14 protein-coding genes are annotated in these 14,523 nt (G+C 39.6%); 12 read left to right on the top strand and 2 right to left on the bottom strand.

Annotated features, from left to right (window positions below):
* Positions 1 to 3: 3 nt before the first annotated feature.
* The 7 genes from CZ225_RS03080 to CZ225_RS03050 all read left to right on the top strand — a co-directional run bounded on the left by CZ225_RS03080 (position 4) and on the right by CZ225_RS03050 (position 7,704).
* The gene (locus CZ225_RS03080; RefSeq protein WP_077152940.1) at positions 4 to 1,194 is read left to right on the top strand and encodes a primase-helicase family protein; all 1,191 of its coding nucleotides are present in this window, start codon (positions 4 to 6) and stop codon (positions 1,192 to 1,194) included.
* 232 nt (positions 1,195 to 1,426) lie between these two features.
* A complete protein-coding gene (locus tag CZ225_RS03075) occupies positions 1,427 to 2,383 on the top strand; it encodes a toprim domain-containing protein (RefSeq protein ID WP_077152939.1) in 957 nt (318 codons plus the stop codon).
* 210 nt (positions 2,384 to 2,593) lie between these two features.
* On the top strand, positions 2,594 to 3,997 hold the full coding sequence (locus CZ225_RS03070; RefSeq protein ID WP_077152938.1) for a mobilization protein: 1,404 nt from the start codon (positions 2,594 to 2,596) through the stop codon (positions 3,995 to 3,997).
* A gap of 399 nt (positions 3,998 to 4,396) precedes the next feature.
* The gene (locus tag CZ225_RS03065) at positions 4,397 to 5,089 is read left to right on the top strand and encodes a hypothetical protein (RefSeq protein ID WP_005833670.1); all 693 of its coding nucleotides are present in this window, start codon (positions 4,397 to 4,399) and stop codon (positions 5,087 to 5,089) included.
* Positions 5,090 to 5,103: 14 nt separating this feature from the next.
* Positions 5,104 to 6,285, top strand: coding sequence for a hypothetical protein (locus CZ225_RS03060; RefSeq protein ID WP_077152937.1), 1,182 nt, complete (start codon positions 5,104 to 5,106; stop codon positions 6,283 to 6,285).
* Positions 6,282 to 7,055 carry a hypothetical protein gene (locus tag CZ225_RS03055; RefSeq protein WP_004323152.1) on the top strand — a complete coding sequence of 258 codons (774 nt, stop codon included), beginning with the start codon at positions 6,282 to 6,284 and terminating at the stop codon, positions 7,053 to 7,055. Before CZ225_RS03060 ends, CZ225_RS03055 begins: the two co-directional genes overlap by 4 nt.
* 88 nt (positions 7,056 to 7,143) lie before the next feature.
* Positions 7,144 to 7,704, top strand: coding sequence for a hypothetical protein (locus CZ225_RS03050; protein ID WP_077152936.1), 561 nt, complete (start codon positions 7,144 to 7,146; stop codon positions 7,702 to 7,704).
* A 51-nt stretch (positions 7,705 to 7,755) separates the two neighbouring features.
* On the opposite strand, the gene CZ225_RS23815 is transcribed toward CZ225_RS03050, so the two are convergent.
* Positions 7,756 to 7,932: a hypothetical protein gene (locus CZ225_RS23815; RefSeq protein WP_200800542.1), complete on the bottom strand. Its 177-nt coding sequence runs from the start codon at positions 7,930 to 7,932 to the stop codon at positions 7,756 to 7,758.
* A gap of 70 nt (positions 7,933 to 8,002) precedes the next feature.
* A complete protein-coding gene (locus CZ225_RS03045; RefSeq protein WP_004323155.1) occupies positions 8,003 to 8,812 on the bottom strand; it encodes a Fic family protein in 810 nt (269 codons plus the stop codon).
* 389 nt (positions 8,813 to 9,201) lie between these two features.
* On the opposite strand from CZ225_RS03045, the gene CZ225_RS03040 reads away from it, so the two are divergent.
* From CZ225_RS03040 to CZ225_RS03020, 5 genes are all read left to right on the top strand, one after another.
* Positions 9,202 to 10,539, top strand: coding sequence for a site-specific integrase (locus tag CZ225_RS03040; protein WP_009037359.1), 1,338 nt, complete (start codon positions 9,202 to 9,204; stop codon positions 10,537 to 10,539).
* A gap of 7 nt (positions 10,540 to 10,546) precedes the next feature.
* Positions 10,547 to 11,488 (top strand): DUF6043 family protein, encoded by a 942-nt coding sequence (locus CZ225_RS23810; protein ID WP_004291334.1) that lies wholly within the window; start codon positions 10,547 to 10,549, stop codon positions 11,486 to 11,488.
* 169 nt (positions 11,489 to 11,657) lie between these two features.
* The gene (locus CZ225_RS03030) at positions 11,658 to 11,972 is read left to right on the top strand and encodes a helix-turn-helix transcriptional regulator (RefSeq protein WP_004291341.1); all 315 of its coding nucleotides are present in this window, start codon (positions 11,658 to 11,660) and stop codon (positions 11,970 to 11,972) included.
* 4 nt (positions 11,973 to 11,976) lie between these two features.
* Positions 11,977 to 13,167, top strand: a complete 1,191-nt coding sequence (locus CZ225_RS03025) for a primase-helicase family protein (RefSeq protein WP_077152940.1) — start codon at positions 11,977 to 11,979, stop codon at positions 13,165 to 13,167.
* 232 nt (positions 13,168 to 13,399) lie between these two features.
* Positions 13,400 to 14,356, top strand: coding sequence for a toprim domain-containing protein (locus CZ225_RS03020; RefSeq protein ID WP_077152939.1), 957 nt, complete (start codon positions 13,400 to 13,402; stop codon positions 14,354 to 14,356).
* Positions 14,357 to 14,523 lie beyond the last annotated feature (167 nt).

Here is a 14,523-nt window from a genome sequence, read left to right as displayed (position 1 = left end):
CCTATGAAGGAGGAAGAATATATGCGCGTAGGAACAACTTTGTACAAGGTGGTCAATCAGCCATGCGCTAATGGCGGTTATGAAAAGAAACGTGTCGTATGGAACAACAGCACATTACGGCAGGACTATGGAAAGAACTATCTTGCCACCGTCCCCAAGTATGACGGCTTTTGCACCGTTCCCAACCATTTGAACTACCAAAAGGAGATTGAGGGATTTCTGAACCTTTACGAGCCTATAAAGCATAAACCGCAGCAGGGGGACTTCTCCCACATCCAATCCTTGATGCGGCACATCTTCGGGGAACAATACGAGCTGGGTATGGACTATATGCAACTGCTGTATCTACAGCCGACACAGAAGCTGCCTATTGTCCTACTTGTTTCAGAAGAACGCAACACAGGCAAAAGCACGTTCTTGAACTTCCTGAAAGCCGTGTTTGAGAACAACGTGACTTTCAACACCAACGAAGATTTCCGCAGCCAGTTCAATTCCGACTGGGCAGGAAAGCTGCTAATCGTTGTGGACGAAGTTTTGCTCAACCGCAGGGAAGACAGCGAACGGTTGAAAAACCTGAGCACCACTTTCACCTACAAGGTGGAAGCCAAAGGCAAAGACCGAACGGAGATTGCTTTCTTCGCCAAGTTCGTGCTATGTTCCAACAACGAATATCTGCCCATACTCATAGACGCAGGAGAAACACGCTACTGGGTGCGGAAGATAATGCCGTTGCAGAGTGATGATACCAACTTTCTGCAAAAGCTAAAAGCGGAAATACCCGCATTTCTTTATTTCCTGATCCAAAGGGAACTATCCACAACACAGGAAAGCCGTATGTGGTTCAACCCAAGACTGACACATACCGCAGCCTTGCAGAAAATAATCCGAAGCAACCGCAACCGACTGGAAATAGAAATGACCGAGTTGTTGCTTGACATCATGTCGAACATGAACGTGGAAAGCGTATCATTCTGCCTGAACGACCTTGTAACCTTGCTACTCTATTCACAGGTCAAGGTTGAAAAGTATCAAGTGAGGAAAGTTGTGCAGGAAGTATGGAAACTTACTTCCGCACACAATTCGCTATCCTACACCGCTTATGAGTTCGCACCCCATCGTGAGTGCCACTATGAGCCGAAAAGGAAAACTGGTCGGTTTTATACGGTAACGAAAGAACAACTGACCGCTATCTAATTATTTTGATGAAATGATGAATAAGGGGAGTAATATATTGCCTTACAGATAGATATGTATTCATCAAACACTCATCAACAACGATTGCTGATGAAAAAAGAAAACATCATTTCTCTTTTGGCAAGCAATCTGATGAGAAAAAGATGAGCCGATATAACGCTGTTTAACAGTGTGTTAAATTCCAAATTCATCAAATCATCATTTTTTCATTCACCAACAAATCCGCAAGAAAATGACAATAGAAGAAGCTAAAAGCATACGAATAGCCGACTACCTGCACAGCTTGGGTTATTCACCAGTAAAACAACAAGGTATCAACCTTTGGTACAAATCTCCGTTTCGGGAAGAGAGTGAAGCATCGTTCAAAGTGAATACCGAACGTGAACAATGGTATGACTTCGGTTTGGGAAAGGGCGGAAACATCATTGCACTGGCTGCACATCTGTACGCTACCGACCATGTACCTTACATCTTGAAACGGATAGCAGAGCAGACACCGCACGTGCGCCCGGTATCTTTTTCTTTTGGCAAGCAAAGCTCTTCTGAGCCGAGTTTCCAACAGTTGGAGATTGTTCCGCTGTCATCTCCTGCCCTGCTTGCCTACTTGCAAGGTAGAAGAATAAATACAGAACTGGCGAAAAGAGAATGTAGTGAAGCCCGTTTCACCCACAACGGCAAGCGGTACTTTGCCATCGCCTTTCCCAATGCTTCGGGTGGGTTTGAGGTTCGCAACCGCTATTTCAAGGGCTGCATCGCTCCAAAGGAAATCTCCCACATCAGACAGTCTGGGAAAGCGAGGAATACCTGTTATGTGTTCGAGGGATTTATGGACTACCTCTCCTTTTTGACATTGAGACAAGAGAGCTGCCCAAATTATCCGGAATTGGACGGGCAGGACTACATTGTATTGAACTCAGTATCGAATGTAAACAAAGCTCTCTATCCGTTGGGCAATTACGAACGCATCCACTGCTTTTTAGACAACGACCATGCAGGAATGGAAGCACTCCGGCAAATCCGCATGGAATACGGCAGAGACCGATACATCCGGGACGCTTCGCAGATTTACAGAGGATGCAAGGACTTGAACGAATACTTACAGAAACAGGTTGAAAGAAAAAGGCAAGTCCAATCCGTCAAAGGAGTGAGCAGCCAGTCACCGAAAAAGAAAAACGGCTTTCGGTTATAGCCCACTATAACTACACGCTCCGCTTTCGTAGTTGTGGGCTCTCCCGAGGGGATTAGGGCTTTGCCCTAATGACCCACTCAGGGTGTTTCACCCCTGAGAACCCCGAGCAAAGAGTGACCCTCTCTTTGCAATCTCCGCTTATGGGTTACCCCTAAGAACCCCTCTGCGAAAGCGAGCAGAATAATCAATTGCAAACAAAGAAAAGAAGCTATGGCAACAAAATCAAGCATACATATCAAGCCTTGCAGAATCGCATCGAGCGAGGCGCACAACCGAAGGACTGCCGAGTATATGCGTAATATCGGGGAGTCCAGAATCTATGTCGTTCCCGAACTTTCCACCGACAACGAACAGTGGATAAATCCCGACTTCGGCACTCCCGAACTGCGAACTCATTATGACAATATCAAGCAAATGGTCAAGGAAAAGACCGGACGTGCCATGCAGGAAAAGGAAAGGGAACGCAAGGGAAAGAATGGAAAAATTATCAAGGTGGCGGGATGTTCACCCATCCGTGAAGGAGTATTGCTCATCAGACCGGATACCACACTGGCTGATGTACGCAAATTCGGTGAAGAGTGTCAAAGACGCTGGGGCATCACTCCATTACAAATTTTCCTGCACAAAGACGAAGGGCATTGGCTGAACGGTCAGCCGGAAGCGGAAGACAGGGAAAGTTTTCAGGTCGGGAGCAGATGGTTCAAGCCGAATTATCATGCACATATCGTTTTCGACTGGATGAACCACGAAACCGGAAAGAGCCGAAAGCTCAATGACGAGGATATGGCAACCATGCAGACCCTTGCTTCCGATATTCTCCTGATGGAACGTGGGCAGGCAAAAGCTGTTACAGGCAAAGAGCATCTGGAACGAAACGACTTCATCATTGAGAAGCAGAAAGCCGAACTGCAACGTATAGAGGAAACCAAGCGACACAAGGAGCAACAGGTAAGCCTTGCCGAACAGGAACTCAAACAGGTAAAATCGGAGATACGCACCGACAAGCTCAAAAGTGTAGCCACTGATGCAGCCACAGCCATAGCAAGTGGCGTCGGTTCTCTTTTCGGCAGCGGAAAATTGAAAGATTTGGAGCAAGCCAACGAGAGTTTACGGCATGAAATAGCCAAGCGTGACAAGGGCATTGATGAATTAAAAGTCAAGATGCAACAAATGCAGGAACAGCATGGCAAGCAGATTCGCAATCTTCAAGAAATACATCATCAAGAACTTGAAGCCAAAGACAAGGAAATATCACGATTGAACGCCATTCTTGAAAAAGCGTTCAACTGGTTCCCATTGCTCAAAGAAATGTTGAAAATGGAAAAACTCTGCTATGCCATCGGATTTACCAAAGACATGGTAAACAGTCTTTTGACCAAAAAGGAAGCTATCAGATGCAATGGAAAAGTCTATTCCGAAGAGCATAGACGAAGATTTGAAATAAAGAATGATGTTTTCAAAGTGGAGAAAAGTTCGGTTGATGATAACAAATTGGTGCTAACTATAAACCGACAACCAATCAGCGAATGGTTCAAAGAGCAATGGGAGAAATTAAGGCAAGGTTTACGACAATCAACGGAAGAATCAAGAAAAAGTAGAGGATTCAGAATGTAATATTGATAGTATTTGATTGTATCTCAATAAAATTAAATATCTTTGTAAGCGGATTGAGACAACTCTGTCCAAGACATATTAAAATTTAGAAGAAGCGTTATGCTTATTTCTTGCGAATGAAAACCTGAGAAACTTTCAAACGTGTACAAGAATAGCATAGTGGTTCTCACGCTATAGCGTGGGCTGCTATTGTTACATCTGTACACAAAGGTTTTCTCAGGACCTTCATTCAAAGACGTGGCATTACAGTTCCACGCTTTATAATTTAATATTATCTTTTCTTGGATATTGAGAAGAATAATAAATTTTATATTTGATATTAGATGATTATTGTATATGTAATCTAAAAGGCTATACTTTAATTAAATACTCTGATTGTAGAATAAATTTAATTGTAAAATGAGAAGAATGAAATTGCTTATATTTTTTGTGTGTTTGATATGTACTATTCCTTCGTTCTCACAAGATGATTATGACAGAAGTTTGAATGAATTGGAAAAGGTAAATGATTTATTGTTAGATGCTTCTGCATCTTTTTTGAAATTTCCTAATAACCATAGCAACACAATAATTGTATTTAATCAATTAAAGGAATTGAATACAATATATAAAGAAATACAATCTAACAAATATGAAGTTCTTTCAAAATGGGATAATTATAAAGTGAGACTGTTTTATGATACGACAGATAAAATGCAAGCCATTGCAGATGCTTTTGAAGAGTTATTAAGAACTATTGCAGGATATACTTCTAGTGGTATTGAGGGAACTGTAATGGAAGTATTATTGGAGCCTCTTTTTGATGAAGCTGGTTGGGAGAAAAGAATACTTAACGTAACATGTCCTGATGCCTATTTTGTAGAATATTCGTATGAAGATTTTAAGATGATGTTTGTAAAGAGCACTCGCCCAAGAAATGATTATATGAATAATTGCTATCATAATATTGAAGTGACATTTACGTATGAAGGACCATATGGTGCTGGAGGGTCTTATTATGTTGGTGGAAATAAATATAGAATGATTCAATTTAAAGATAACGAAAATGTTTCTTATCGTAAAGTTGTAAAAGCCAAATCTATTCGTAAATAAATGTAATTGTAAAGATGAAGAAAATTTTTATTGGTATTTTAGTATTAATATTCTTTCCTATAGCTTACTATTTCTTGCACTTGCATGTTTTACAGATGTCAGAGAGTTATGTGGAAAAGAAAAAGAACACTTTACAGAAGGAGTTCTATGATAAATTAAATGAATATTGGGCAGGAGAATCTCGTTTGATGTATTCAGAAGAGTATGGCAGTACGTCTTATGTTCCTATGGATATGGATGCAGTTCAGTTTATTGATAATAGGAATGAAAAAGATGCAACTTTCTATAGTTCTGTTGAAAGGCTATTCCCTTATGACAGATTCCCTCTACTAACATCAACAATGTTCAAATGTTTAAGGCCGGGGTGTTTTAGGGAGTTATATGAATTGAATGCAGTAAAGAATATGCCTTGGAGGGCCTTCTTGCTGAAATATCAAGAGAAAGATAAGTTTCAGATGTTTATTTTTAAACCAGTAGCTGTAGGGTACTTACAATCTTCATATAATTTGAGAGATTGGAGACCTTCTTTAGATGAGAGTTGTACTAGTGCACTTGAGTACCTTATAAAAGAAGATAGAAATTATAAGGATTGCTATAATCAAAATAACAAGAAAACAATTAATAAAATTTTAAGTCTTTACAATCGCTATTACTACTTGCAGACAGAAGGTCATTATCAAAACTTTGAAGACAATAATTATGTAAATTTTGAAAATATAAAACTCTCACCTAACCCAGAAGGCGAACCGTTATGTGGGCATCGAATAAATTGGATTTATAATGGTTTTTATCGTGTGTATTATGATACATATCCACTGTTGACTTATGAAGTCACATTTAATCATCTAAACTATAATAATGATAAAGAAACTTATTATACAGAGCACTTTTTTGTTGTCAAAATTTGCTTTTGGACATTATTTTTTATACTATTTGTTTATTTGTCATATCTAATATATCGTTTTTCAAAATATCGTTCAACAGCGAACAGCTTAAGTTCTAAAATTAATATAGAACCTGATATATCGTATTTATATAATGAAATTATAACGAAAGCTAATCCTAAAATGTTTATAGAACCTTACCAGCCTAATAAGTTAGCTACTGCAAATGAAATTTATTCAGAAGCTTTGAAAAATAAGCATAATAGGGATGTTTTAAAAAAATTGTTAGATAGAATAAAGAAAGAATTATGATTAAGTATATAGTATTTATGTTTGGACTACTTTTGTTTTCTTCATGTAATGAGAATGAAAGTGAGAGTTTTATTACAAAAGAAATGAAGAACTATATAAGTAATAATGTAGATGGTTCTTATGGTTTCTTTGAGCGTAATATGGTAAAGGAACATATTGATAGTTTCAGTTGGAAATCTGACATATACAGAATTCAACGCCAACTTTATATGTATGCAAGCCAAAGAAGAACTATATTGGCAAATAACTATGTTCCTCTTACTAAAACTACAGGATGGCTATTTCCAAACATCTTTGAATCGAATTTTGAAAAGCCTCAAGGATATGCTAAAAAAATTAAAGAGTCATATATTACAGAAGAAGAACGCGAAATCTGTGATTATATATATTATAGTGAATCAGTTCCTAAAATTCGAAAAATGATAAAAGATTTGGAGGAAGAAGAATTTCATGGTGACAGAATATATTATGCTTGCGGTTATCGAACTGCTTCTGGAGCAATTGTCGATAGACAATTTGTTTTATATACAAATGGCGAAAAGAATTTTATTGAAATATTTGAATTAAAATACAATTATGAAATGTTACGTGATTTTGTTCAGCATAATTTAAATGTTGATTTAGAGGAATCTTATATACAGACTTTGCTTGCAAAGTATAAGGCAATAGAAAGTGAAGATAAAGAAAGTCAAAATTCTTTTTTAACTATACCAACTTCAACCATTTCAAATAAATATAGTGCAATATTTAGACGACTTGAAAAGTATTAATCCTAAAATGTAACATTAGACCTAATGCTATTTAAAAGTTATGTTAAATACTAATAAGTGGAAATTTCATTTATAATTTAGATATATTATGACAGCACAATGTAGAGAACGATTAATTTATAATGGTGAAGAATATTATCTTGCGACAGAGCCATTAGCTTCTTATCTTATTAAGCATTATATAAGGTTTATTGCTCCACATACGGCGTGCTGGAGAGGGTATATAGGTTCTTGGCTTATTGAGGATAATAAATTATATCTTGTTGATTTGAAAGCTAATATATCTGAGGGTAATAAAAAATTTGGTGCAGATAAAGAAGTTGGATTAGATTTTTTATTTCCCGGACAAACAAAAGTCTTTGCGAATTGGTACTCAGAAGTTATACGTATTCCACATGGCAAAATGATGAAATATGTACATCAAGGATATGCTTCACTGTATGAAAAAGAGCTTTTCTTAAGATTTGAATCAGGAATTCTTGTAAGCTATCGTGAAGAAGATAATACTCATTTCTATGCCAATAAAAAGAGAATGGAAGAAAGAAATATGAGTGATTTATGCGAAGCTATATTTGGTGTAAAACTTCAGAAAAAAGGAAATTGGCTACATAATTTGTTTAGACATTTACATAAACTATATAGAAGATAAACATAAAAAATTAGCTTCAACTGTAATAATGGAAAGAAAGGCAGAATTCAGTTATAAGCATTCTTCTACTTTCTCAATATTCCAGCCACTTTCTATTTTGTAGAAATATACAATATATCTAACATTATTAACAGTAACGATAACATATCCTTTTTCCGGTACACCTGTTATACCGTAAGTCTGAGCAATCAAAATATTTGCTTTATGATAAGTTTGCACCAAGTCCATATTAAACTTTTTTTAATTCTACACAAAGTTACCCAAATTCGTAAATAGTAATTCTTTGCTTAATATAATATCAGAACATAAAACAGAATCCTTTCTTTTGCGAAGCTTTAAACCTTTCAATCTCCAAAGAAAGCGACTTCTTCAACTGTCCTGCCATAAACAACAAGAACAACTGATTGGTTTCTTCATCTTGGCATTGACGTAAGGAAAGGATATAGGCTTCTCTATCTTCTTTAAATATTTTGGTCGGAAAAAGGTGATAGCAAAATTGGATGTAGTTCATCAATAATCGAGCTGTTCTTCCGTTGCCATCCACCCACGGATGAATAGTTACTAAATTAAGGTGGGCATTAAAGCTCAATTCGTATTGTTCCCGAAATGTTCCCATTTTCTTTTGCTTCTCTTGAAGAATCGCACAAAGTTCATCCACCTTAGCAGGAACTTTCAAATAGTTCATATAAGAATGTCCGCCAACACCAGCCGTAACACCACATAGACGGAACTCTCCTTTAGAAGAATCAAAAGAGCCACCCATCACACTGTGAACGCTGCCAGTAGTACGCATCAGCATTGCATTCATCCTTTTCAGAAAAGTAGGAGTTATAGGTACAAGGCTGTCTGATTCAACTTTGGCAAGTTCGTACGCTTGCTTCAAATCTTCATTCATCAGATGATGCACAAGCGGTTTCCCTTTCGCTGTTACTCCCTCGTCAAAGAGAAGCTGCGTATCAAGTTCGGTCAACGTTGAGCCTTCTATGGCTGTGGAATGGGTAATGAGAGAATAAAGGTAGTACTTGTCATAGTCCACCGCTTCACTGATACCAAGTTTTTGAAACTTCTGGTACAACAGTTCTATTTCTTGCCAAACACCTTGTTCCATTACTTTTATTTAATAGGCTTTATTTCTTTTCAAAGGTAACTTATTTACTACGTTCAACCAAAAGAAATAATGACTTACTGCTATATTTTTTGCACGTGTGGGGAAAATGTGGGGAAAATTCAAGCAAAAGAAAAAGCTAAGTATTGAATTATCAAATACTTAGCTTTCTTCCTTGTACCCAGACCCGCATTTGAAATAATTAAAGTGGGGAAAATGTGGGTAAAAAGAAAAACGCGAAAAAACGCCATAACTACACTGTATTTCAATATATTACAATCCTATTAAATTTTAATCCAAGTTAATCGAATTGCAAAATATTTAGCAGATGTGGGGAAAATGTGGGGAAAATATCTATATTTGCAGCAGAGTAAAATTCAACCTGAAAGTCTATGAAAGTAACCTTTATCATTAAAAAAGCAGCCAAACGATATGATACAGAATCCATGGCTACAATCTATGTCCGTTTTAGAAACGGAAGGCAGTTAGACTCCGTTGCTCCTACTCAGTTAGCCATCAATCCCAATCTATGGGATGATAAAGACGAATGTGTAAAAACGAAAGCTGTCTGCAATGAAGAAATGCGTACCCATATAAATGAAGAGATACGCCAGTTGAAAACCTATATCGAGAAGGTATATCAACAAGAAAAGGAAGCAATAGACAAAGAATGGCTAAAAACAACACTTGATAAATTTTACCATCCTGAAAAATATTTTTTGCCGGAGGAAGTGGTTATCAAGCCTACCATTGGAGAACTATTCGATGAATTTCTAAACAAGCACCCTTTGTCGGAAGTACGAAAGAAAAATTTCCGGGTTGTCAAAAGAGCCTTACTGCGTTATGAACTATATGTAAGGGCTACAAAGAGAGGACAAAAGGGCTTTATCTTTGACGTGGATTTGGTAACACCTGACACGCTTCGGGATATGTGGGATTTCTTTCAGAACGAATACCAGTATTATGAACTTTACCCAAGCATTTATGAAGCCATTCCCGAAAAGAGGACACCACAGCCCAGAAGCAAGAACACGCTGATAGACTGTTTTTCAAGAATACGCACATTCTTCCTGTGGTGCTTCGATAACAAACGCACCACAAACAGACCTTTCGACAAGTTTCCGATAGAGGAGTGTACATATGGCACACCTTATTATATAACACTCGAAGAAAGGGACAGGATTTTTAATGCAGACCTTTCTGCCACCCCACAACTGGCAATACAGAGGGATATATTCATATTTCAGACACTGATAGGATGCAGGGTGAGCGACCTGTACCGAATGACCAAACTAAATGTGGTCAATGAAGCCATAGAATATATTCCCAAGAAAACCAAAGAGGGGAATCCGGTTACGGTACGTGTTCCACTTAACGACAAAGCGAAAGAAATCCTTGAACGCTACAAAGAATATGAGGGAAAACTGTTGCCGTTCATATCCGAGCAAAAGTACAATGATGCCATAAAAAAGATATTCAAATTAGCTGGAGTTGACCGCATCGTAACAATCTTAGACCCGTTGACGCACAACGAAATCAAACGACCTATTTATGAAGTGGCAAGCAGCCATCTGGCAAGACGTACGTTTATCGGCAATATCTATAAAAAAGTGAAAGACCCGAACCTTGTTTCCGCACTGTCGGGACACAAGGAGGGAAGCAAAGCTTTCAGACGATACAGGGATATTGACGAAGAAATGAAGAAAGACCTTGTAAAACTATTAGACTGATACTTGTATGGGACAACAGGAATATGATAATTTCAAAAGACTGATAAAGGAATGGCTCGACAGCCATCCGAATGAATATGCTGATTTTGTAGAAGAAATGAACGACAAGAAGTTCAAAGGGTTCTTCAATATTTTCAATACGGCTGTAAGGCTTGTTCCGAAATATAAAGAAGCAGCACGCAAGAGAATAGGCGATGATAGAAACCCTGATTTCGAGGAACTGGAAAATGTTCTTTTACAATCAGACCTTGCCGAGAAAATAGTGAATGAGTTTCATACCCCGAATAAGAGAAGCATTGTTCCTGCCATGCTTGCATGGCTCTATTACGGACGAAGCTATGAGTGCATGGTGGAACAGGGTGAGGAACTGACCAAAAGAAAGGATATTCCCACCTTATACAAATGGCTTGTTTCCGGCATGGTCAAATTCATTATCAGAAAAAGCATCGCCAATGGCATGAGAACCAAAGAGGACTGGCAAGTATTCAGGAAGCAGCAGAAAGCCATTGAGGAAAACTCTCTTGTGGAATGGGCAATAGAAGAAGATGAAGACATGGACGAGGAAGAAACAGATATGCTGCAGGAAGAACAGCCAAAGACCGCAGGGCGCAAAGCCGACACACGCACGTTGCCCGAACTTCTGATAGAAAGGCATGACATACTGATTGAAAGAATTGGCACACGATTGAAAACCCATGCTACGGAAACAGATATAGCACGACTGTTTATCGCACTGGTGGAATACCGATTCATGCGGAAGTGTCCCATCAAGACTTTCAGAAACGCACTGTACGAGCAGTTCAAGGAACAAGAAATCGTCCACGAAAGAGGCATCCAGAAAGCATACAGAAATCTCACTTCTCCGTTTGGAAACAGCAAGAAACTGGTAAAAGACATTGGTGAAGACCATGAAGCCATCGAGGAATTGAAAGCCTATCTATCCAATTGAAGTTCGTTTAATTCGCTTTTCGTTTTTACGAATTTAACGAATTGAATATCATTGTTTTACGATTGATTTTCATTATATATTTGCGCCACTATCCTAATCGGGGTAGTGGCTTTTCGTTTATAATACTGCCGAAACGGGAAGTCTTACAACCGGCAGTTTCAAGAAGCCTATGACAGACATATTGGCAATTATCCAAAACGGAAACGGCAACATCAAGTTGGAAGTAACAGGAGAAGATTTGCTATTATTCTCCAACCAGTTAATCAGCCGTGCGAAGCATGAACTTTCTACCGCCATTGCGGAAGCAAGAAAGGAGAAGTATCTAACCAAAGAGGAAGTGAAAAAGATGTGCGGTGTTTGTGATACCACACTCTGGCACTGGTCTAAGAAAAACTATCTGAAGCCTGTAAAGGTTGGAAACAAGGTCAGATACCGACAATCCGACATTCAGAGAATTTTAGGTGAACACAACCCTTTAATCTAAGCCTATGAAGGAGGAAGAATATATGCGCGTAGGAACAACTTTGTACAAGGTGGTCAATCAGCCATGCGCTAATGGCGGTTATGAAAAGAAACGTGTCGTATGGAACAACAGCACATTACGGCAGGACTATGGAAAGAACTATCTTGCCACCGTCCCCAAGTATGACGGCTTTTGCACCGTTCCCAACCATTTGAACTACCAAAAGGAGATTGAGGGATTTCTGAACCTTTACGAGCCTATAAAGCATAAACCGCAGCAGGGGGACTTCTCCCACATCCAATCCTTGATGCGGCACATCTTCGGGGAACAATACGAGCTGGGTATGGACTATATGCAACTGCTGTATCTACAGCCGACACAGAAGCTGCCTATTGTCCTACTTGTTTCAGAAGAACGCAACACAGGCAAAAGCACGTTCTTGAACTTCCTGAAAGCCGTGTTTGAGAACAACGTGACTTTCAACACCAACGAAGATTTCCGCAGCCAGTTCAATTCCGACTGGGCAGGAAAGCTGCTAATCGTTGTGGACGAAGTTTTGCTCAACCGCAGGGAAGACAGCGAACGGTTGAAAAACCTGAGCACCACTTTCACCTACAAGGTGGAAGCCAAAGGCAAAGACCGAACGGAGATTGCTTTCTTCGCCAAGTTCGTGCTATGTTCCAACAACGAATATCTGCCCATACTCATAGACGCAGGAGAAACACGCTACTGGGTGCGGAAGATAATGCCGTTGCAGAGTGATGATACCAACTTTCTGCAAAAGCTAAAAGCGGAAATACCCGCATTTCTTTATTTCCTGATCCAAAGGGAACTATCCACAACACAGGAAAGCCGTATGTGGTTCAACCCAAGACTGACACATACCGCAGCCTTGCAGAAAATAATCCGAAGCAACCGCAACCGACTGGAAATAGAAATGACCGAGTTGTTGCTTGACATCATGTCGAACATGAACGTGGAAAGCGTATCATTCTGCCTGAACGACCTTGTAACCTTGCTACTCTATTCACAGGTCAAGGTTGAAAAGTATCAAGTGAGGAAAGTTGTGCAGGAAGTATGGAAACTTACTTCCGCACACAATTCGCTATCCTACACCGCTTATGAGTTCGCACCCCATCGTGAGTGCCACTATGAGCCGAAAAGGAAAACTGGTCGGTTTTATACGGTAACGAAAGAACAACTGACCGCTATCTAATTATTTTGATGAAATGATGAATAAGGGGAGTAATATATTGCCTTACAGATAGATATGTATTCATCAAACACTCATCAACAACGATTGCTGATGAAAAAAGAAAACATCATTTCTCTTTTGGCAAGCAATCTGATGAGAAAAAGATGAGCCGATATAACGCTGTTTAACAGTGTGTTAAATTCCAAATTCATCAAATCATCATTTTTTCATTCACCAACAAATCCGCAAGAAAATGACAATAGAAGAAGCTAAAAGCATACGAATAGCCGACTACCTGCACAGCTTGGGTTATTCACCAGTAAAACAACAAGGTATCAACCTTTGGTACAAATCTCCGTTTCGGGAAGAGAGTGAAGCATCGTTCAAAGTGAATACCGAACGTGAACAATGGTATGACTTCGGTTTGGGAAAGGGCGGAAACATCATTGCACTGGCTGCACATCTGTACGCTACCGACCATGTACCTTACATCTTGAAACGGATAGCAGAGCAGACACCGCACGTGCGCCCGGTATCTTTTTCTTTTGGCAAGCAAAGCTCTTCTGAGCCGAGTTTCCAACAGTTGGAGATTGTTCCGCTGTCATCTCCTGCCCTGCTTGCCTACTTGCAAGGTAGAAGAATAAATACAGAACTGGCGAAAAGAGAATGTAGTGAAGCCCGTTTCACCCACAACGGCAAGCGGTACTTTGCCATCGCCTTTCCCAATGCTTCGGGTGGGTTTGAGGTTCGCAACCGCTATTTCAAGGGCTGCATCGCTCCAAAGGAAATCTCCCACATCAGACAGTCTGGGAAAGCGAGGAATACCTGTTATGTGTTCGAGGGATTTATGGACTACCTCTCCTTTTTGACATTGAGACAAGAGAGCTGCCCAAATTATCCGGAATTGGACGGGCAGGACTACATTGTATTGAACTCAGTATCGAATGTAAACAAAGCTCTCTATCCGTTGGGCAATTACGAACGCATCCACTGCTTTTTAGACAACGACCATGCAGGAATGGAAGCACTCCGGCAAATCCGCATGGAATACGGCAGAGACCGATACATCCGGGACGCTTCGCAGATTTACAGAGGATGCAAGGACTTGAACGAATACTTACAGAAACAGGTTGAAAGAAAAAGGCAAGTCCAATCCGTCAAAGGAGTGAGCAGCCAGTCACCGAAAAAGAAAAACGGCTTTCGGTTATAGCCCACTATAACTACACGCTCCGCTTTCGTAGTTGTGGGCTCTCCCGAGGGGATTAGGGCTTTGCCCTAATGACCCACTCAGGGTGTTTCACCCCTGAGAACCCCGAGCAAAGAGTGACCCTCTCTTTGCAATCTCCGCTTATGGGTTACCCCTAAGAACCCCTCTGC

It is taken from the genome of Bacteroides bouchesdurhonensis, from assembly GCF_900155865.1.
Taxonomy (GTDB): domain Bacteria; phylum Bacteroidota; class Bacteroidia; order Bacteroidales; family Bacteroidaceae; genus Bacteroides; species Bacteroides bouchesdurhonensis.
The sequence above is the reverse complement of the archived record's forward strand: the minus strand, read 5'-3'. Positions and strand labels throughout refer to the sequence as shown.